Raw genomic sequence first — 21,022 nt, forward strand, 5'->3', positions numbered from 1 at the left:
CAAGCTCGCAAACCCCCGGGCCCGCCGGCGAAAAGCGTCAAGGTGCCGGATTGCCGCTCAAACCCTTGAAGCGGCCTTTTGGGCTGCGGAGCAGGGCTTAAAGCGGCAAGGCGGGCGCCTTGACGCCTCGCGGCAGCAAGGCGCTGCGGCTGCCGTCAGGCAAACGGAACGAAAGTCCGTCCGGTTATGAGCTCGTAAGCCTGGATGTACTTTTGGCTCGTGCGCTCGATGACATCCTGCGGCAGGCGCGGCGGATTGCCCTGACGGTCCCAATTGGCGGAAAGCCAATCGCGCACGTACTGCTTGTCGAAGCTGGGCTGGTCCTTGCCCGCCTCGTACTCGTCGCCCGGCCAAAAACGCGAGGAGTCGGGCGTGAGCACTTCGTCGGCCAGAATGATCTTGCCGCCCAAGCGCCCGAACTCGAACTTCGTATCGGCGATGATCACGCCGCGCTCGGATGCATGGTCGCGCGCCACGGTGTACACCTTGATCGCAAGGTCGCGCAGCTGCGACGCGTCGTCCTCGCCGATGATCTCCACCAAACGCTCGTAGCTGATGTTCTCGTCGTGGTCGCCGATCTCGGCCTTCGTGGACGGCGTGAAGATGGGCTCGGGCAGCTTCGAGGAGTTCACCAGACCCTCGGGCAGCTTGATGCCGCACACGGTGCCCTGCTTCTGGTACTCTTTGAGGCCGCTGCCGGCCAGGTATCCGCGCACGATGCACTCGGCGGGGAACATGTCGGCCTTCTTCACCAGCATGAAGCGGCCGCGCAGGTAGTCCGCGTAGGGCTTGAACTGATCGGGCAGGTCAGCCACGTCGGCGCTGATCAGGTGGTTCTCAACCACGCCGTCCAACAGCTCGAACCAAAAGCACGACAGCTGCGTGAGCACCGCGCCCTTGTTCGGAATCTCGTCTTCAAGAACGTAGTCGAACGCCGAAATGCGGTCCGTCGCCACCAGCAGCAGCTTGTCCCCCAGGTCGTACAGGTCGCGCACTTTGCCTTGCGCGTCGGGCTTGATGTCGATCCCCGTCATGACGGTCCTTTCGTAGCTCTTTCAACGGCAGCGCGCAGATCGAGGCGGCTGCGCGCCGGCACTTCCGAGCGAAGCGGTCGGAAGGACGCGCTTCGGCGTTGCGGCGCGCCTCTGCGCAGCCGCCCCCACGGTACGCATTATCGTCTATTTCGCGGGTTATTTCTGGTCTTTGCGGGACTTTCCACGTGATTTTTGCGCTTTCGGCCCCTTTTGCTGCCCCTCGTCGTTGTACAGGGGGATATGGATGGTGAAGCACGCCCCTTTGCCCTTGGCGCCTTCCACCTGCACCCAGCCGTTGTGCCGATCGACGATCTCCTTCACCACGGCAAGCCCCACGCCCAAACCGCCGCTTTCGCGCGTGCGTCCGGCATCGGCGCGCCAAAACCGCGAGAACACCATCTTCGCCTCGTCGGGCGAAAGGCCGATGCCCGTGTCCTCCACCTCGATGGACGCCATGAGGTCGCCCTTCTTCACCCGAACGAAGATGCGCCCGCCCTCCGGCGTGTAGCGCACCGCGTTGGACACCAGGTTGGCGGCCGCCTGGCGGATCATGTCGGCGTCGCCGAGCACCCGCACATCGCGCTCGCGTTCGTAGGAAAGCGTCAGGCCCGAGTCGGCCACGAACGCCTCGTGCGTGGCAACGATGCTGGCGATAAGCTCGCCCACGTCCACGATCTCCTCCTTCATGGGCGTGGAGCGGTTCTCCAAGCGCGAGAGCTTCAAGATGGCGTCCACCAGGCGGCTCAAGCGCTGGACTTCGGAATTCACCGTTTCCAGGCGCTCCTCGTCGGCCTCGAACACGCCGTCCACCATGGCCTCCACCGTGGACTGGATGGCCATGAGCGGCGTGCGCAGCTCGTGCGCCACGTCGGTGGTCAAACGGCGCTCCAGCTCGCGGTCGCGCTCGATGGAGTCGGCCATCTGGTCGAACGTCTCCCCCAGGCGGGCTATCTCGTCCTCGCCGTGCAGCTTGGTGCGCGCCGACAGATTGCCTTCCTTGATGGCCTTGGCCGTGCTGGTCATGCGGTTGATGGGGCTCACCAAAGCGCGCGCGAACAAAAAGCCTATGCACGACGCCAGCACGATGGCCAGCACCGTGGCGAACACCATGGCCTGGTACGAGTTGTCGCGGAACTGCTCGTCAACCGAGGTGAGCAGCGCCTCCGACCCCAGCACCCACACCTGCACGGATCCCACCGCCACGCCGTCGGACACGATGAGCGAATACGCCATGGACGATTCCGGCGGGGCGAGCGTTTTCTTCGGACCCGACCCGTCCGGGCCGGACACCTCGCCGCTGCCGTCGATGCTCACTGCGGTGGAGTCGAATATCACCTGGTCGTTCAGGTTGTCCACCACGCGCACGCCCGCGCCCTTCGTCAGCCGGGCCGAATAGCTTGCCAGGTTGCGCACTTCCTGGTCGTCAAGCGTTCCGGTGTTTTGATACACCTCGGCGATGTTGTTGGCCGTGGACTGGGCCAGCCGCTTCATGTTCTCCTGGGTGTAGGACTGAAAGTGCTGCTCCCACACAAATGACAGCACGCCAATGGCCACGAGCGCCGTCATGGCCGCGATGAACGCGAACGCCATGGTGACGCGCGTGGTGTAGGTGAGGTTTCCCCACTTCAGAAACGAGCGCTTGCGCGGCTCGGGGTCGCTTGCCTCAAGCGGCATGCTGATGGGACCGCTTGAGGCGGTTCCGGGCTCCACCATGATGCGCTCCACCCCGCCCGCAGGCGAGGCGTTTGCGCCGGCCGGAGCCCGGTCGTTGTCGGATGCTGCCACGGTGCCTGCGCGGACGCCGGACTACTGGGCGGCTTTCGTGGGATCCTCGAAACGATATCCCACGCCGTGCACCGTGTGCAGCCACTTCGGGTTGCGCGGATTGTCGCCGATCTTGGCGCGCAGGTTCTTCACGTGGGAGTCGATGGTGCGCTCGTAGCCTTCGAAGTCGTAGCCGAGCACCTTCTCCACCAGCTCCATGCGCGAGTACACGCGACCCGGGTAGCGCGACAGCGTGGTGAGCAGCTTGAACTCGCTTGCCGTGAGGTCGATCTCCTCGCCGTTGACGAGCACCTTGTGGCCCGACACGTCGATGGTGAGCTCGCCGAACTCCAGCACCTCGCGCTGCGGCTCGCTGTCGGCATGGACGCGGCGCAAAAGCGCGCGGGAGCGGGCCACCAGCTCGCGGGGGCTGAACGGCTTCACCAGGTAGTCGTCGGCGCCCAGCTCCAAGCCGATGATGCGGTCTTCCACCTCGCCCTTCGCGGTGAGCATGATGATGGGCACGTCGGAGTTGTCGCGGATGGCGCGGCAAACGCGCTCGCCGGGCACCCGGGGCAGCATGAGGTCTAAGATGACCAGGTCGAAATGGTGCTTCGAGAACTCCTCGAGGGCCTCTTGGCCGTCTCCGACCGCCGTCACCCAGTAGTTCTCGCGTTCAAGGTAGGCCGTCACCGCGTCGCGGATGGCCTTCTCGTCCTCAACCAGCAGAATGCGTCGTGTTTCGTTGCTCATGGATCACTCCTCAAGCTCGTCGGTCGCCGATGCCGCGCGGCCCGTTGCGTCAACAGGCCAGATGGAAGCGCAACGTTTGTGTTTGCGTTTATTGTAGCAATTCGACCGAAGCCCGCTTGAACCTGTGCGGGAAATGACACAATAAACATCATGGTGACCCGAAGATCGACACACGCCAACCACGCGCGACCCTCCACGGCGCCCAAACGGCGCGCCAACAGGCGGGCCGCCGCAAACGGCAAGACCCTCTACGCCGGCGGAAAGACGGGCGCGCGGGGCGGCCACGTGGGCAACGTGGCCGGCTTGGGAGGCGGTGGCGCGAGCGGCGAGCGAGGAGGAGCCCCCAGCATCGGCAACGTGGCCGGCCTGGGGGGCGGCGTCGACGTGCGGGCGGGCGGCGCGCATCGGCGCACGACCGCCGCGCAGCCTTCGCGCCCCTCCCGAGCGAAAACGCGCGCAAACCGCTCCGGCGCATCCGACGACGGGCAGGCGCTGCTCACGCGCAGGCGCTTTCTGTACGGCGCGCTCGGCGTGGGGGCGTTGGCCGCCATCGGGGGCGGCGGCGCCGTGGTCGTGCAGCAGATGCAGAGCAACGCCAATGACGAGCTTGACGTGTTGCAGGTTCCCACCAGCGCCGTGACCGCGTCCGATTCCCTGACGCGCATCGAGGACGCCGGCACGCGCGTGGGGCTGACGGCCACGTGCGAGCTCCCCTACGGCTCGCTTGTCTGGGCAAGCGACGAAAACGTGGCCGCCTGCCTGCTGCCCACCGAAGGAGCCAGCCCGCTCACGCACGTGGCGCTGCTGTCCTTGGGGTCGGGCCAATACACCACCGTGCTGGAGGGGGCCGTGGGTCTTGACGAGGGCTTCGAGATATACGACGTGCGCGCCACGTCGGAGGGCCTCGTGTGGACCGAAGCCGACATACTGGACGGCATCTGGCGCATCTACACCGCGCGCGTCGAAGGTGCGGGCACGGGCATTGGGGCGCCCGTCCTGGCCGACGAGGGCGGCGCCGACTACGAAACACCCTCCATCGCGGCTGCGGGAGGCCACGCGTTTTGGCAGGTGCTGCCGAAATCCGGAGGAAACCGAGCTTCGGAGGACTCGGTCCTCAAGCGCGTGCGTCTGGGGTCGACCGGCGCGGAAACCGTCTGCTCCTCGACCGGGCGCATGGCCACGCCGCCCTATGCCCTCGACGACGCCGTGATCGTCACCCCCCGCACCGACACGGCGTCCGTTCATTACCAGCTGACCAGGATAGACGCTGAGTCGGGATCGGTGACGGACACCATGGTGCTGCCCTCCTCCATGAAGCCGATCGAGGCCGGTTACGGCGAAACCGGGTTCTCCTTCGCCTTCGACGCCATCTACAACTACGGTGACGGCATTGCGAACCTGGGCACGTACACCCCCTCCTCCGCAGTGACCGACGGCAACTACAGCGCAGCGCCCTGGTTCTGCTTCGGGCGCACCCCCACCGCCGCCCCCGCCTGGTGCGGGAAGTACTTCATGGTGAAGTCCACCACCTCCGTATGCGGCGTGGACCTTGAGTCGGGCGAGTACTTCACCTTGGACCCCGACAGCGGCGCCGACGATTACGGCGAGTACCTAGCGTCCACGGGATCGCGCGGCACCGTGGTCACGTTCGCGAACATCGACCACACCCCGCTTGGGGAAGAGGCGGTGAAGTGCTGCCGCGTGCGCATCTGGAAGCCGCTCGCATAACCCGACGCCTGGGGGTGGCGAAGCGGACCGGCGGGGTGCGGCGCTCAAACAGTCCTCGCTTTGCTGCGGAACTCGCGCCGCACCCCGCCGGTCCGCTTCGCTGCGCAGGGGCGCGTTTGCTCGCTGGAAGGGGGGCTTCGCTCCAAGGATCCCGCTTAGCTCCCTCCGGGACCCCTCGGCGGCGACGGGGCGGGCCGGCAGAACGCGCGGCCGCAGCGTGAAGCGGGCAAAGTGCACGGATCCGATCAGGCCAGACGCAGGCATGTAGACCGAGGCGCGGCGCGCGGCCCGAAGTCTTCCCTCCGCCCTCGACGGCAAGTCGCGCTACAGCGCCCAAGAGGCGGCGGCGCGCTGCAGCTCAACCATGTGGGCGAACTCACCACCTACCGCCTTGAGTTCATCCGGCGCGCCCTGTTCGACCACGCGACCCTCTTTGAGCACCACCACCTTGTCGGCGTTTTCGATGGTGCGCATGCGGTGCGCTATCACGATAACCGTCTTGCCTGCCAAAAGGCGCGAGAGCGCGGCTTGCACCTGCGTCTCGTTCTCCACGTCCAGACTGGCGGTAGCCTCGTCCAAAAGCACGATGGGCGCGTCTTTCAGCAAGGCGCGGGCAATGGAGATGCGCTGGCGCTCGCCGCCGGAAAGCCTGCTGCCGTTCTCGCCGATCATCGTATGGTAGCCCTGCGGCATGCGCCCCACGAACTCGTCGCAGTTCGCGGCGCGCGCGGCGGCCAGCACCTCCTCGTCGGTTGCGTCGCGCCGCCCCAGGCGGATGTTGCCCATCACCGTGTCGTCGAACAGCAGCACGTCCTGGAACACCACCGCGTAGTCACGCAGCAGCACCTCGGGGTCCACGCCCGCCACATCCACGCCGCCCACCGTGACGCGCCCGCCCTCGGCATCCCAAAAGCGCGCGGCCAGCTTCGAACAGGTGGATTTACCCGATCCGCTCGGCCCCACCAACGCGGTGACCTCGCCTTCCTTTGCCGTGAAGCTCACGTTGCGCAGCACCTGCTCGCCACCGCCGTAAGAAAACGACACGTCTTGGAACACCACGTCGTGGCCGCGCGGGGAAAACGCATCGCCGCCCTTTGCCAAGGGTTCGTCGTAGAACGAGCGCATGCGCGCCGAGGCCGTCTGCGCAGCGAACAGCTCCGCAATGAGCATAAGGCACTGATCGAACGGCGCGTATATGCGCGACACCACCAGCAAAAAGCCGAACAGCGTCATGAAGTCGCACGTTCCCTCCAAAACGAAGGCCGCTCCCGCCAGCACGGTGGTGGCAAGGCCCAACCGCAGCACAATCTGCGCGCTGTTCACGCACACGCCTGTGGCCAGCTCCCCTTTGATAGTCTGCCGCTCGGCCGCATCAACATCGGCGCGGATACCACTGAGATAGCGCTCCTCCTGGTTGGTGGCGCGTACCTCGCGCACGCACTCGAGCGCCTCTTGAATGTCGTCGGACACCTGCAGGTTCTTCATGCGGGTGGTGCGCATGATGGGCGCCAAAAGCCTCCGCGAAGCGAACAGCAGGGCAAACGCCACCGGCGCGCTCCACAGCGCTGCAAGGGCCAACCGCCAGTCGAACGCAAGCAGCCCCACGCTGGCCACGCCGAACGAGACGTAGGCGCCGTAGAGTTCGGGCAGCACATGGCTGTAAGCATGCTCGATGGTTTTGACGTCGCCCATCATTGTCTCGGTGAGATCGGCCAGATCACGCTTTCCGAAGAACGACTGCGGTAACTTGCGCAGCCGCTCGGCCAGGTTGATGCGTTGCCGCCCGCTTTCGTTGTAGATGACGCCGTACTGATAGTAGTAGGCATAGTACTGGGTGACGATCACCGCCGCCGCGAACACGACCAACGCAAGAGCGTAGGGGGGCAGATCCGGTAGCGGCGCGTCTATCGTCAGGTGCTCCACCAACTGCGACATAAGCATCCACAACGTGCCCACTCCGCCGAACACGGCTAGATTGGATGCCGCCGTCCACGCCGTTCCCACCCTGACGTTGCGCACGCCTTCGTTGGTCAGGCCGTACTTTTCCTTCAACATCTACCTCACCTCCGAAGACGCGCTCGAGATTTTCCAACTGGCCGCCTGTTCGTAGTCGGCCCACATACGGGCGTACAGCCCACCCGCCGCCAGCAGGTCGGCATGCGCGCCCTGCTCGGCCACGCGTCCACCGTCGAGCACGACAATCCTATCGGCGTTCACCACAGTGGACAGCCGATGCGCGATCATGAGCACGGTGCGCCGCTCGCCGGTAGCGGACACCGCGAGCCGCTTGAACGCCGCCTGAATGCGCGCCTCGTTCTCCGGATCGGCGAAGGCCGTGGCCTCGTCCAGCACCACGATGGGTGCGTCCTTCAGAATGGCGCGGGCTATCATGAGGCGCTGCACCTCGCCACCCGATAGATACACGCCGCCTGTGCCCACCACCGTGTCCATGCCGTCGGGCAGCTTTTCCACGATGTCTGCGCACTGCGCGGCTTCAAGCGCCGCCATGGCCTCCTCGCGCGTCGCGTCGGGCCGAGCAGCGCGCACGTTGTCCAACACGCTTTGCTTGAACAGGCGGTTTGCCTGGAACACGAACGCCACGCGGTCCATGAGGTCGTGCGGGTCGATACAGCGCACGTCCACGCCTCCCACACGCACGCTGCCCGCATCCGCATCCCAAAAGCGCGGCACCAAACTGGCCGCCGTGGTCTTGCCGCCGCCCGAAGGCCCCACAAGCGCCACCGTGGCGCCGGCGGGCACCTCAAAGCTCACCTGTTCGAGCGCCGGCTGCTCGCCGCCTTCGTAGGTGAAGGTCACGTTGTCAAAAACCACGCTGTTGTCGCGCGGAGCCTCGGGCGCGGCGGGAGGTGCGGGCACCGGCGCCGCCAGCACGGCCCCCACCTGCGCCATGGCCGCTTGACTTGTTTGCAGCGCATCGGAGATGAACATCACGCGCGTCATGGCCGTGGGGATGATGGCCGAGAAGATGGCATAGAACGCAACGTTGGCAAGAAACGTCCCAAAATCGGACTCACCCGGCGCCAACAAGATAATAAGCGGCACCAAAAACACCGCCACGCCGTTGATGGCGGAAAGAGAAAGCGACTGCGGCACCTGGCACCACTTCACCGCGTACTCCTGCGCAAGCACGGTGAACTCCTGAATGGCATCGTGGAACGCCTTGAACGAGTACACCGTCTGCTGGAACACTTTGACCACAGGAATGCCGCGCACATATTCGGTACCCGTCTTGTTCATCCTCACGAGCGATTCCTGGTACTTCATCATGAAATCCATACCGCGCCCGCCCATCATCTTCATCATGCACAAGATGGAGATGATGACAGATGCCAAACACGCAAGCCCCAGCCGCCAGTCGAACACGAAGAACAGCACGAGCATGCCCACAACCATGGCGATCGACCCCGCCGTGTCGGGCAGCTTGTGGGCGAGCAGCCCCTCCGTCTCGGCCGCGCAGCCGTCCACCATGCGGCGCAGCGCACCCGAAGCGTGCGTGTCGAAGTAGCCGAGCGAAGCGCGCATGAGGCGCTCGGTAGCCCGCTTGCGAATGTTCGACGCGCAACGAAACGCCGACAGATGCGTGCACATAAGGCCTACGAAATACAGCAGGATGGACAGCACCGAAAACCCCAGCGCCCACCAGCCATATGCGGCAATGCCTAAGGCTGCACCCCAGTCGGGCGCCACGGCCAGAAGATCGCGCGCCACCAGCCAGATGCACACGTAGGGCGCAAAGCCCACGAGCATGGACACCGCCGAAAGCACGCAGCCCACATAGGTGAGGGCTTTCCGCTTGCCTGCGAAGTCCAGCAACTGCGCGACGGGACCGCGATGCTTTTCGGGTGCTCGCTGCTTTTCGGGGGCGCGGCGATCTTCGTGCGAAACAGCCCGGGCAGACACCGCCCCGGTCGTCGACGCCTCTGTTGACATATGCAACCTCCTTCTCATGTGCGGTTATGCGAATCAAGCGCCAGCATGGGCCCACAGACGCTTGCAAGTCAGCCGCGCCTAACGTATCATGAAAGTACACCATGGTTAACCTTTGGCGTCCCGGTTGGAACGAATTCAAAAGCGAGACAGCAGGCTACTTCATGCACACGCGCACGACACGCACCCTTCGCATCGCCGCCCTCGAACTGCTCTACCTTCCCCAGGTTGAGCAGTTCGGCGCCACATTGCGCCCGCACGGTTCGGCCCTGTTCGGCTCCATAGACAGCGACGTGGCCGAGGGCGCGATATACGTGTACTCCATCGGGAAAAGCTGCGTGGTCACCTCGCATCGTCTTACCGTCAAACGCGACCTGCTGTTTTACGAGCGCGAAGTGACCAGCCTGTGCCTGTGCACGCTGTCTTCGGACAGCCTGGCGCTGTGCCCCATCGCACAGCCGAGAACACGGAGCGCCGAAGGCAACGTGGCCGTCTTCGGCCAGCAAACGGGCGAGGCCGCCTCGTGGCTGCGCGCGGGGTCGCTGCAAAACGCCACGTCCATCATGCTTCTGCCGTCGTGGTTCGACCACTGGGAGCCGCGCGAGCGAAATGCCGCGCGCGCCCTTGTGGACAAACCAGGGTCCACCTGCACCGATGAGTTGGCACGCGTCCTCGGCGCGCTCATGAACTCCATCTCGCCGCTGTACGGCGGGCGCCTGGCCACCGAGGGCACTCTGGCCGCCCGCGTGTCGCAAGCCGCGCGCACAGCCATCATGTGGTACGAGGAACGCACGCGCGCGGAGAAGGCAGCGGGCACGTACGAGCAAGCGGCTCTGGCGCGGGCGGCAAAACGCCACATCGCACAGCACCTCGATGCGCCGCTCACGCTCGACGGACTGGCGCACGACCTCTTGACCAGCCGCACTCGCCTGTGCGCGGCGTTTTCGCAGGAAGAAGGCGAGAGCCTGGGCGCCTACATCCGCCGCGCCCGCATGCAGCGCGCCGAAGAGCTGCTGCCCATCCACAACCTGAGCGTGGCCGAGGTGGCCGCAGCCGTGGGCTACCCGCGCGCGTCCAGCTTCACCGTAGCCTTCGAGCGCGAGACAGGCATGCCTCCCAGCACTTGGCGCGACAGGATAAGAACAGCGAACTGACGGCGGCAACACATACACGTCACCCCTCATCATCTTCGGCTCCTCCCCCGCTTCCTAAACCCAACCACCCACACAGCCGCTCGCGATTTTTCTCGCACACGGCAAAGTCGTCCGCAATAACGCCAGCCCGCACCGCAAGCACCCGATCGCACGCCGCAGCAACAAACTCAAAATCATGCGTCACCACAAATACCCGTCGCCCTTCACGTGCAAGCGAACGCACCAACCGCGCTACTTCGCGCATAGTGCCGCCATCAAGCCCGCTTGTTGGCTCGTCAAAGAACACAAGCGGCGAGGTGTCCGCAAGCGCGCACGCTATGGTCAGGCGTTGCTTCTGGCCGCCTGAAAGCGTCAGAGGATGCGCCGTGCGAAAACCGTCCAAACCGAGCGCCGCCAGCGCCGCATCGGCGCGCTTGCGTACAGCGGGCTTTATCGTGCGGGCAAACAGCACCTCCGCTTCCACGCTCTCAGTAAACAATTGGTAATCGGCATCTTGCATGACAAATGAAGAGAGCTCCCGACGCTTTGCAGCCTCGGACGGGCGGCCACCAATGCACACTTCTCCCTCTGCTTCGCGTTTAAGGCCGCAGAGCGTACGCACGAGCGTGGTCTTACCTGCACCATTGCCACCGATGATCGCTGTCACCCCAGGCATGCCCACACACGAAAATCCAACCTCGCCAAGCACTTGGCGCCTTCCGTATGACACACGCAGCCCGCGCGCTTCAAAATCAGGCGCTTCTCTGACCGAGCCTTCGCCGCCAGATAGCTGGTTGAGCGGCACATTGACAAGGCTCGGCAACCGCAATCCGCGTTCCGCGGCGCTCTCCCAGGAAAGAGCTCTTGCCTCATCAGGCGAAAGTTCCCCAACCACGCGCCCGCGTTCCATAACCACTACACGATCAGCCACTCCCATGAGATAGCTCAACCGGTGTTCAGCTACCACCACAGTGCGCCCATTTCGTTTGAGTGCCGCCACAGCATCAGCCAGCATCCGGCACGCTTCGTTATCAAGGTTTGCGGACGGTTCGTCCATCACCATAAGTTCAGGATCCACCGCCAGCGCACTCGCAATGGCTATCTTCTGTTTCTGACCACTTGAAAGCGAAAAGATACTACGGTCACGCAGATCGTCGGCGGCCAGCGCAGAGAACGCCGCATTCATGCGCTGTGTCGTTTTCTCGCGCGGAAATCCCAGATTCTCGCAGCCAAACGCCACTTCATCGCTGGTAGTAGTGGCGAAAAATTGGCTGCGCGGATCTTGAAACACACTGCCCACCCGACACGCTATCTCGTACGTTTGGCCCTGCAGTACGTCGATGCCACAGACCTTCACCTCGCCCGCATACTCTCCTTCATGGAAATGCGGTATCAAACCATTCATCACCGAAACGAGCGTGGACTTGCCACACCCCGACGCCCCGGTGACCACGACGCATTCACCTTGCCGCACCGTGAGGCTGGCTTCGTTGAGCGCAAGCGCCTCAGACGAACGGTAACGCCATGAAAAATCCCTGATGTTCACCACGTTGTCGGGAGTCATAAGAACTTCGCGCTCCTCTTCACGCAAGTTCAAGAGCGACTACCGCCGCCGCACAAACCAACGTTGCCGCAAGAAGCGCACCATCACGACCACGCATCTTCAGCTCATAACGCGAGACACGCGGCGCGGGGTTTTCCACAGCACGTGCAGTGGCTGATGCCGCCAACTCATCGGCCACACGTGTGCAACGCATCATGAGCGGCACAAGCACGCATTCCAGCATCTCACGCGGAGAGCGTAGAAAACCGCGCACTGTCAACGGCCTGCCGCGCATAGCAAGCGCATCGCAAATAAGGGACACCTCGTTGCCGACAGTGGGTACAAACCGATACGCCACCGCCAAAGTCAAAACGAAGGGTTTGGGCAGACGCCACAGCGTGAGCACCGCTATGAGGCGGCTCACCGTGACACCATTCAAAAACAAAAGCGCTGCACCCGCAAGCGGCACCGCTTTGCGCAGCACAAAGAACACCACCACAAACGCGCCGACTGCGCCCCAGCTTGGAACAGCCAAAATGACCAAACATAGTGCATTCACAACCGCTGTCCACACAAGCAGCACAAGAGCCTGACGCCGACATCCTATAACGGCAAGCGCTATCGCGATAGCAACGCCCGCTGCTGCGCTTGCCGCAGGACGGTTCAGACAAAACCCGCATGCTGCAGCAAGCACCACCTGCAACAGCACAACACGCGGGTCGAACAGTCGCGCGCAAGCATCCGCATCAGCAACCTCGGCTTCGCGCGAGTAGGCGGATGCAGGCACCTCAAGCGTGTCTTCGACACGAGGAGCAGCCGACAGAGGTGCGGCAATCACACCAATTTTGAGAACCGCTTCCCCCGGTGCGTCCGAAACAGCGCTTTCTGCATCATCGGCACACTCCTTTGCAGCGCACATAGGTATGGCCTAGCCCTGCACAACGCCCGCAGCCACAAAATGCTTCTTCAGCACCGCACGTCCAAACAATGCGCCCACCAACGCGCCCGCAACTGAAGCCATAATGGACACATAGCCGTTCAGAGAGTTTATAGCCCCCTCCATCATGGCCGCGATTTCTGCAGGATAGCTGGCGAACTGGGTGAAATAATCGCTCACAATCCACGCAATGGACACCGACCCAAAATGATAGGCCACAATGAAGAGCACATACGCAACGGTCATAGCGGCGAAGCTCTTATAGTTCGTACGCGTCACGATAATTTCGCCCACAATACCGGCAATCACCATGCCCACCAGCACGAACATACCGCCCATAAGCGCCCAGATGACGCCTATCACCAACGCAGGAACAAGAATGGCGCCCCGTTTGCCCACCTTGGCTGGCATCATCAGGTACAACGGTCCGCCGACAACCGCAATAACCGTGGGCGCCCACGGCACTAACGCCAGCGGATTGTTCATCAACATGCCCACTACCATTGTCAGCACGAATAACAATGCCGAAAAGATACCGAGCGTGGCGAAATCTCGCGCTTTCAGTCCTTTCGATGCGGCTGTCGTTCTCATTTGCTCTGCCATGGCCTGCTCCTTTTCGGACGAACGCCGTCCGAATCGCGAGCCACAGCGAGCCCCTCTTCGGAAACGGCATTCATTCACCTTGTCTAACTTTATGAAACCACGGGACAAGGGATCAGAATGCCCTTATCGGGATGTTGTATACCCCGATAGGGATAAGTTCGCCTCATATAACTTCACGCAGAAGAGGGCTTTGCCGGAATGCAATCACTGCAAACGCGATGGCAGATGCAAATTGCGAGCGCTTCCCTAGCGACCTGTGGGCGTGGCGCCGAATTCTTTACGATACGCCTCGATAAAGTGGCTGACGTTGGAGTAGCCCACCTTCCAAGCCACATCTTTCACACGTAAGCCCCCGCAAACAATGAGATCACGCGCAGCGTACATACGGCATCGCCGGCGGTACTCTTGAATTGTGAGACCAAAGCAACGCTTGAATCCGCACTTGAGCTTGCACTCGTTGAGATACACCCGCCGGGAAAGGTCAGCTATGGTAATTCGCTCCTCCAAATGCCCCTCCAAGCAGCGTTTTGCCGCAAGCAAGGCGGCGAAATCGTCAGGCAACACGTCGGCTGGCCTTGCACAGCACGAACCGGCAGCTAATTCCCCCAGAAGCCGGGAAACAAGCTCGAGCGCCTTGGCTTCGAGCATCATCCGATCAGCCCAACCCCCTCCTTGGTGTCCCCAGATAGTCCGTGCGGCAGCATTCGCCTCAACACTCAGCGGCATGGTTGCAACAGCTGTATCGAAGGTGTTCAGCACGTCTTTGGGCACCAGCGAGCGAAGACGGCTTCCCTGCACCATCACGCTCACGGTCCTGCATGGTTGCCCACCCGCTAGCGCGCTTTCGCACTCACCGTCGGACACGTGCTGAACAACCACGTCACCGGCATCCACAATCTGCTCGGAGCCGCCTTCCACCCGCCACGACATTGAGCCTTCGAGGCAGCATCCGAATTGGTACAGGTCAACGCCAACGCGCGTCTCTCGCTGAACGACATCTTGGCGCATAAGGAAATCGGACACGCAAACCGACACGCCCTCGCCCGCTCTGAAAGCGCGCATGGAACCCGACGCGAACGCGCCCACATCGTAGCCGTCCTCCCAGATGAGCGCTCCGCAATTCCTTGCCTGCATGTCTGGCCAGCCTGCCTCGGCGCACGAGGGGCGTTCTATCACAAGCGAACTTGGCGCGAACCCCGCATCCTCGTATGTGAACCGCATGACACCTCCCGGCACCGATCATTTCCTCTTGATAAGTATACATCATCTAACTTTTATGGAGGAAACCCCGGGGCGGCTAGAGCGCCCACCTACGACATCCACCATGGCACCTGTCGCGACCTGACAGCCCGCCAAAACCATGCGCTTTTCCTTCTTGGTACAATCCACACGTGCGTCAAAGTGCCAGGTGACGCAGGGCACGCGTAGCACACTCAAACGGCCTCACACCTTGCGGTAAAAAATCGAGAAGTTGGGGTTGCACCATTTATACCGCACCGCCGAACGTCGCCAAAGACGGTCTTGCGTGATATTCAACACAGGTTGCCTACCCTTCGCTTCCGATATTCGCTTCGAATGCGCGGCGAGTATTTTCCATTTGGGCTTCAAGTTCCTCAACCGAAGGCAGTTCAAGCACGTATTTCGAGGCGAACAGCTGCTTTCCGTCTGCAAGGGCCGAGTAACGAGCAACGGCTTCGTTCTTTTCTGAGCAGAGGATGAGTCCGATGGTAGGATTATCGTCGTCGCGTCTCTGCAACGCATCAAACATACGGATATAGCTATCCATCTGCCCTACATCGGTGTGCGTAAGTTTGCCAACTTTGAGATCAATAATCACGTAGCATTTGAGAATGGCGTGGTAGAACACGAGGTCGAGATAAAAGTCATCGTGTTCATAGCGCATACGCTTCTGCCGCGCCACGAAGCAAAAGCCCGTCTCCAATTCAAGCAGAAACTCCTGGAGTTTGTCGATGAGCGCCTGCTCCAAATTGCTCTCGTGGAGCCTCGGATATTCTTTGAGGTTGAGAAATTCAAGCACGTAGGGGTCTTTGATGAAATCGACCGGTTCAACCTGAACCAGTTTTTCGTTTGCCTCTTCGATGACCGGCTCTTTTTCTCTGCTCGCGAGGAGTCGCTCGTAATATAGCGTTGAAATCTGTCGGTCGAGTTGGCGGCTCGACCAGTGCTCGTTTGCGGCCTCGTTCATGTACCACAGGCGAGCATCTTCGTCCTTAACCTTGCATAGCAGCCGATAATGCGTCCATGCCAATTCGGAACGCAACGCGTTCCGAATTGGGAATGTCGTGTAAAAACGCCTCATAAAACGAAGATTGCGCTCGTCGAAGCCCTTGCCGTAATCCGCTGTGAGTTTCTCGGAAAGGTTAATAATGAGGGCGTTGCCGTATTCCGCCCGTTCCTCGCCGCCTTGCTCCTCGACAATGCTGCGCCCGATTTCCCAATATGCCTGCACCATGGCAAAGTTGACGGCGGTGTAGGCACGGTTTCTTGCCGCATCGAGAACGCCTGCGATCCTGTCGTACAAATCTGTCGGGACAAGCCCGCTCCCCCACGCGCTCTAACGATGCATCCATGCCCAACGCCCTTCCCTAAAGACCGCGAATTGTGATGTTATCTTCTCCGTCTCTGCGAGCCCCTTAATTACCGGCGCGTCGCTCCTTTTGCCCGCAACAAAGCCTCCGGCTTTTCGAATGGCAGATATGCTCACGTTTTTTTCATTAACCGGCTCCCACGGAGGGGCTACCACCGTGCCGTTATCCTCGATTCCCACGTGCGCGATCCGTCGTTGGCATTGGCAAACGCCATAATCGCTTTAAGCGCCCGCCATGTGAACTTGCGCTTGAACTCAACCATGTCCGTTTCCAAGAGCACAGCCCTCTCCCTGCTTCTCATCATTTTGATCTTTCCACTCTTCCTCGTCAAAATATGACAAGGAAAATAAGAGGGATCATCGTCTTGCCGTCTAAGGCTACCGGCATCAGCCATGCCGGCACCTCGACCAACTCTGCCGATGTCGACGCAACCGCTAGTTCGACAGTGCAGCCAGCCCCATTGATCGCCAGTTCGGCTAGCGCAACCGACCTGGAACTCGAGCGATTCCCGGAAAATCGAACAACCGCGCCGATTCGACCGACAGGCAGCCAGCAAGGCCCAACCGGGGCCCAACCGGCAGGCGGCACCCTAACCGGCACGCGGCATCCCAAACCAGGGCAATCCGGCGGCGCCTCGTTCCTTCCGGCATCGCACCCGCAAGAGCTCCTTGCGTCGAAGACCCCTCCGCTTCGTTATAATGGCCTCGACGAAGCGAGGGAGGAAAATGTCGGCAAAGGAATCCCTGATCGTAGCGCTGGGGGCGGGCGCGAACCTCAGCTTGTACGGCATAGGCGTATGGAACGGCAGCACCGTGCTGACAGACGGTTCGCTGCTCGGGCCCGTCGCGCAGCCCCTTGCCGACTGGTACCTGCTGTTCGCCACCGTCGGCATGCTCGCCGGCATACTCGCACGGGCGGCCGCAGCTTGCGCCACAGGCGCAAACGGGCGCTTCCACATGCAAACAACGCTCCCGGCCGTCCTGCTCGCAACGGCATTGCTCTTCAGCGGCCTGTGGACAAGCGGCTTGCCAGCGCTTTGCGCGACTGCGTTTTGCGCGGGATGGTCGTACGCGTGCCTGCACATGTTCTGGATGGCGCGCATTTCCTTAACGCCGGAGAAAGCGCGATCCGTGCTGCCGTTCGTGCTGCTGTGTTCCGCGCTCGCCAACGCCTGGTGCGCGAGCGCCCCCCTCGAAAGCCTCCATGAATGCCTGGCGATAGCGCTGCTCGTATCCGCCGCATGCAGCGTCGTCCTGCTCGCATTCGACCGAACGCACGGCAGCCCCGCACGTTCCGACGTCGCCGCACGGCAACCTCGCGCGACTATCACCCCCTCGATCCTGAGGCGTCGTTACCTCCCTGCTTTCAAGCGCTTCGGCGAGGTCCTCTTCTGCGTTGTGGCGCTGCAGATCGTTGCCCCCACCATGAACTACCTGGGGCTTATGAATGCGCTCGACCCCGGCACCCAGTTGGGCGTGGTCTGCGCGGCGCAAGCGGTTGCCGCCGGCGTGGTGTTCCTTGCGCTCAGCCGCATCAAGGGCCCGCGTTGCTCCATCCAGTTCTTCAAGTACGTCACGCCCGCGCTCATCTTGGCCCTGTTCCCCGTCCCCTTTGCGGGCTATCCGTACTCTCTGGGCATGTTGCTTGCAGGGTCCTGCCTGTACTTCGTGGTGGTGTTCGCGCTGTTCTGCACGGACGCCATCTCGTTGGCGCACCGGAACAACCTGGTGTTCGAGCTTTTCTACGCCGTCGGGCTTTTCTCCCTCATGGCCTTCTGCGTTGCGCTCGAGTACGTCATGCCCCTGGTGCTGCGCTCGTCGAACTCCGCAGAGCTGTTGGTGGTGTTCGGCGTGTTCTTCTGCGTCTACGTGTTGAGCATGGCCTTCGTGTACGCGCGCAGGCGCAAACAGGAGGGGGCTGAGGCGGATCGGCGCGCAACCCCCCGCCCGAACACCGACGACGCACCCGTCCCCCACCCGCAATGCGTCGACCCCGCCGCCAACCAGCCAGTGTCCCCGATGGGCCCGCGCGAACGCGCCGCCCTGCTGCAGCGGCGCCACCAGCTGAGCGCGCGCGAGGCGGAGGTCCTCGAGCTGCTGCTGCGCGGCAAGAACGTTCCCGCCATCGCCGACGAGTTGATCATCAGCCAGAACACCGTGCGATCCCACGTCAAGCGGATCTACCGGGCCACCGACGTGCACACCCGCCAACAGCTCATCAGCTACTGCGAGCGTATGGGCGAAAGCGGCGAAATCACCCAAGCCGACACCTGAATCACCCGTTTTGAGACACCGCTCGCACCGCGCCCTCCCCTATCGTGGACGCCGCCCCGACAAGATTGCGGGGCATCGCCAACAAGGAGAGGAGAACATCATGGGAGCTTTGTCCAGACGGTCGTTTCTGGCGGGATCGGCCCTTGCCGCAGGCGCCGTCGCATCGCTGGGCCTTGCAAGCTGCGCGCCCAAAGAGGCTGCGACCGTCGCCGCAGAGAGCGGTGCCGACACCGCGAACGCCGGCACCGAAGTGCGTGCCCACGCGTCGCGGCTCAATCCGCAAAACGCTTCGACGGCAACCGCAAGCGGAACGTGCCCGTCGCTGTTCACCGAATGGAAGATGGGCGCCCTCGCACTGCCCAACCGCGTGGTGAAATCGGCCGCCGGCTTCATCGGCGTCACATCGCGCGGCATCACGGGCGATCTGCACCTGCAGCACTACGCCTCGCTTGCCAAGGGCGGCGCGAGCGTTGTGTACTGCGACGACTTCGCCGAGCTGTACGACCACTTCAAGGCCGTCCCCGATGTGGGCAAATTCGCCGACTGGACCGAGGACGAGCTGCGCACGTTCGCCTCGGCCATCAAGGACAACGGTAGTCGCGCGGGCTACCAGCTGGCCACCATGGGCCTCATGTTCAGCGGCTTCGAACCCGACCCCAACGCATTGTTCCAGTCGTCGGACTGCATGGACATGACCGCTCAGGAGATCCAGGACCTCATCGCCGACACCGTGAAGGCCGCCTCCACGCTCAAGGCATGCGGGTTCGATTGCGTGGAGATCAACGCCGCCGGCGAGAACATCGGCCAGACGTTCATGTCCCGCAACCGCAACAAACGCGACGACGAGTACGGCCCGCAATCCTTCGAGAACCGCACGCGCTTCGTCTGCGAAGTCGTCCGAGGCATCAAGGCGACATGCGGCGATGACTTCCCCGTGCAGGTGCTTGTCAACGGCGCGGAGGAAAACGACAAAAACATCGGCGACAACGCGCTGTTCACCACCGTGGAAGAGAACAAGGAGATGTGCAAGCTCATCGAGGAGGCGGGCGCCGACTCGCTGCATATCCGCATCGGACCCTGCGGCATGCACGTGGCGGAATTCGCGGGCGATCTGTACTTCGCAGGCTACGGCATCGAAGGCACCACGGGCTACGGCACCCAGTTCGACTTCCAGCGCCATTGGCAGGGCATGCTCAAGGCCGACCAATCGGGCCTCGGCATCATGACGAAGGTGGCCGCCGAGATCAAAAAGGCCGTCTCCATTCCCGTGGGCGCCGTCACCTACATGGACCCCGCGCGCGACCCCGAGTTCTTCGAACGACTCATCGCCGATGGCGAGATCGACTTCATCCTGATGAACCGCCCCTTGAGCGTGGAGCCTGAGTACCTGGCCAAGCTGAAGGAGGGCCGCCTGGACGAGATCCGCCCCTGCACGCGCTGCATGCACTGCCACTGGGATGCCGATTTGGAGGGCAATCAGGTGTTCAGCTGCCGCACGAACGCCGCGCACCCCTTCCGCATCGTGTCCGGCCAGCTGCCCGGGCTCTACGACCCGGAGCCGGCTGCCAGCGCGAAGAACGTGATGGTGGTGGGAGGCGGCCCTGCCGGCATGGAGGCTGCGCGCGTGGCGGCCGAACGGGGCCACCATGTGACGCTGTACGAGCGGAAAGGATCGCTCGGCGGGCTTTTGGAGTTCGCGAGCAACGTGAAGGGTCCGCATGAGAACCTGATTCCGCTTAAAACCTACCTGGCCAAGCAGCTGGAAGTAGCCGGTGTGAACGTGGTCACCGACCAGGAGGTGGACGCGAGCTTCATCAGCGAGCAAGCGCCCGATGCGGTGGTTCTGGCCGTGGGTGCTGCGCGCGACACACTGGGGCTTTCCGGCGGCAACGGCACGAGCATCGTCTCCATCGACGACTTCCTCACCGCCGACGTGGCCGACAACGTGGTGGTGGTCGGGTCGAACGCCCAGGCCATCGACGCCGTGATGTACCTCATGGCGCAGGGCAAGCACGTCCAGGTGGTCACGCCCAGCCCCGCAAGCGCCATTGGCGCAGGCCACTCGTACTGGGTCAAGACCTACACGCAACCCCTCATCAAGGCGCTCGGCACGCGTTTTTGGCCTCAGGCCGAGGTGCTGGGCGTGAACGACGGCAGCGTGACCGTCAAGACGGATGCCGGCACGGAGGTGGAGCTGCCCTGCGGCACGCTCATCGAAGCGTTGGACGGCCTGCCCAACACCGACCTCGCGCAGGGGCTTTCCATGGACGTCTACCCCGTGGGGGACTGCGCGAACCCCTTCAACATCGGCGAGGCCATCTGCACCGCCAACGCCGCCGCGCGAACCATCTAAGAAAGCGCCCTTTCCCGAAGCGCGGCCTTGGCAGACTCGCCGGGGCCGCGCCGGCGCGAGGGGCCTGCGCCGCCGGGGAAGGCCCCTCCTCTTCGAACGCGGCCCCATTGCCGGATCGGCAGCTGCCCGTCGCGCGCACCCGACGATCCTGCCCCGCCCGCACATACCAAAGCATCAAGAAAGCCATCGCCTTGCTGGGAGACACGTCCATCCTCGAAAAGCCCTTTTCGACAACTCCCTTGATCGGAAAGGTTACCGCTCCCACCTGGTAGGATTCTACCGTGCGTTCTACACCTTCGACGAGGAATCCTTCATCGTCTGGCACGTTATCCGCGCCCGTCAAG

General features: G+C 62.8%; 15 protein-coding genes. 4 read left to right on the plus strand and 11 right to left on the minus strand.

Features of this window, described 5'->3' with window-relative positions; translation table 11 throughout:
• Nucleotides 1-155: 155 nt before the first annotated feature.
• The 3 genes from ACWKY3_RS13290 to ACWKY3_RS13300 all read right to left on the minus strand — a co-directional run bounded on the left by ACWKY3_RS13290 (nt 156) and on the right by ACWKY3_RS13300 (nt 3,551).
• The gene (locus ACWKY3_RS13290) at nt 156-1,034 is read right to left on the minus strand and encodes a phosphoribosylaminoimidazolesuccinocarboxamide synthase (RefSeq protein WP_449316875.1); all 879 of its coding nucleotides are present in this window, start codon (nt 1,032-1,034) and stop codon (nt 156-158) included.
• Nucleotides 1,035-1,190: 156 nt separating this feature from the next.
• The gene (locus ACWKY3_RS13295; RefSeq protein ID WP_449316918.1) at nt 1,191-2,708 is read right to left on the minus strand and encodes a sensor histidine kinase; all 1,518 of its coding nucleotides are present in this window, start codon (nt 2,706-2,708) and stop codon (nt 1,191-1,193) included.
• A 132-nt stretch (nt 2,709-2,840) separates the two neighbouring features.
• Nucleotides 2,841-3,551: a response regulator transcription factor gene (locus ACWKY3_RS13300; RefSeq protein WP_087192522.1), complete on the minus strand. Its 711-nt coding sequence runs from the start codon at nt 3,549-3,551 to the stop codon at nt 2,841-2,843.
• Between the two features lie 150 nt (nt 3,552-3,701).
• Here ACWKY3_RS13300 and ACWKY3_RS13305 point away from each other — a divergent pair, with 150 nt between their 5' ends.
• On the plus strand, nt 3,702-5,279 hold the full coding sequence (locus ACWKY3_RS13305; RefSeq protein WP_449316876.1) for a twin-arginine translocation signal domain-containing protein: 1,578 nt from the start codon (nt 3,702-3,704) through the stop codon (nt 5,277-5,279).
• Between the two features lie 324 nt (nt 5,280-5,603).
• On the opposite strand, the gene ACWKY3_RS13310 is transcribed toward ACWKY3_RS13305, so the two are convergent.
• Together ACWKY3_RS13310 and ACWKY3_RS13315 are read right to left on the minus strand one after the other, a co-directional pair.
• Nucleotides 5,604-7,334: an ABC transporter ATP-binding protein gene (locus ACWKY3_RS13310; RefSeq protein ID WP_449316877.1), complete on the minus strand. Its 1,731-nt coding sequence runs from the start codon at nt 7,332-7,334 to the stop codon at nt 5,604-5,606.
• Complete coding sequence (locus tag ACWKY3_RS13315) at nt 7,335-9,230, minus strand: ABC transporter ATP-binding protein (protein WP_449316878.1); 1,896 nt, start codon at nt 9,228-9,230, stop codon at nt 7,335-7,337.
• A 101-nt stretch (nt 9,231-9,331) separates the two neighbouring features.
• Between ACWKY3_RS13315 and ACWKY3_RS13320 the strand changes: the two genes are divergently transcribed.
• The gene (locus tag ACWKY3_RS13320; RefSeq protein WP_449316879.1) at nt 9,332-10,381 is read left to right on the plus strand and encodes a helix-turn-helix transcriptional regulator; all 1,050 of its coding nucleotides are present in this window, start codon (nt 9,332-9,334) and stop codon (nt 10,379-10,381) included.
• A 19-nt stretch (nt 10,382-10,400) separates the two neighbouring features.
• On the opposite strand, the gene ACWKY3_RS13325 is transcribed toward ACWKY3_RS13320, so the two are convergent.
• From ACWKY3_RS13325 to ACWKY3_RS13350, 6 genes are all read right to left on the minus strand, one after another.
• Complete coding sequence (locus ACWKY3_RS13325) at nt 10,401-11,924, minus strand: ABC transporter ATP-binding protein (RefSeq protein ID WP_449316880.1); 1,524 nt, start codon at nt 11,922-11,924, stop codon at nt 10,401-10,403.
• A gap of 19 nt (nt 11,925-11,943) precedes the next feature.
• On the minus strand, nt 11,944-12,822 hold the full coding sequence (locus ACWKY3_RS13330) for an energy-coupling factor transporter transmembrane component T (protein WP_449316881.1): 879 nt from the start codon (nt 12,820-12,822) through the stop codon (nt 11,944-11,946).
• Nucleotides 12,823-12,831: 9 nt separating this feature from the next.
• Nucleotides 12,832-13,443: an MptD family putative ECF transporter S component gene (locus tag ACWKY3_RS13335; RefSeq protein WP_449316882.1), complete on the minus strand. Its 612-nt coding sequence runs from the start codon at nt 13,441-13,443 to the stop codon at nt 12,832-12,834.
• 246 nt (nt 13,444-13,689) lie between these two features.
• A complete protein-coding gene (locus tag ACWKY3_RS13340) occupies nt 13,690-14,577 on the minus strand; it encodes an AraC family transcriptional regulator (RefSeq protein ID WP_449316883.1) in 888 nt (295 codons plus the stop codon).
• Nucleotides 14,578-14,989: 412 nt separating this feature from the next.
• Nucleotides 14,990-15,985 carry a PDDEXK nuclease domain-containing protein gene (locus ACWKY3_RS13345; protein ID WP_449316884.1) on the minus strand — a complete coding sequence of 332 codons (996 nt, stop codon included), beginning with the start codon at nt 15,983-15,985 and terminating at the stop codon, nt 14,990-14,992.
• A gap of 33 nt (nt 15,986-16,018) precedes the next feature.
• Entirely contained in the window at nt 16,019-16,231 is a 213-nt protein-coding gene (locus tag ACWKY3_RS13350; RefSeq protein WP_449316885.1) for a hypothetical protein, read from the minus strand.
• Nucleotides 16,232-16,777: 546 nt separating this feature from the next.
• Between ACWKY3_RS13350 and ACWKY3_RS13355 the strand changes: the two genes are divergently transcribed.
• Both ACWKY3_RS13355 and ACWKY3_RS13360 read left to right on the plus strand, forming a co-directional pair.
• The gene (locus ACWKY3_RS13355; RefSeq protein WP_449316886.1) at nt 16,778-18,325 is read left to right on the plus strand and encodes a response regulator transcription factor; all 1,548 of its coding nucleotides are present in this window, start codon (nt 16,778-16,780) and stop codon (nt 18,323-18,325) included.
• 100 nt (nt 18,326-18,425) lie between these two features.
• Complete coding sequence (locus ACWKY3_RS13360) at nt 18,426-20,678, plus strand: oxidoreductase (protein WP_449316887.1); 2,253 nt, start codon at nt 18,426-18,428, stop codon at nt 20,676-20,678.
• Nucleotides 20,679-21,022 lie beyond the last annotated feature (344 nt).

Source organism: Rubneribacter sp. (assembly GCF_965361815.1).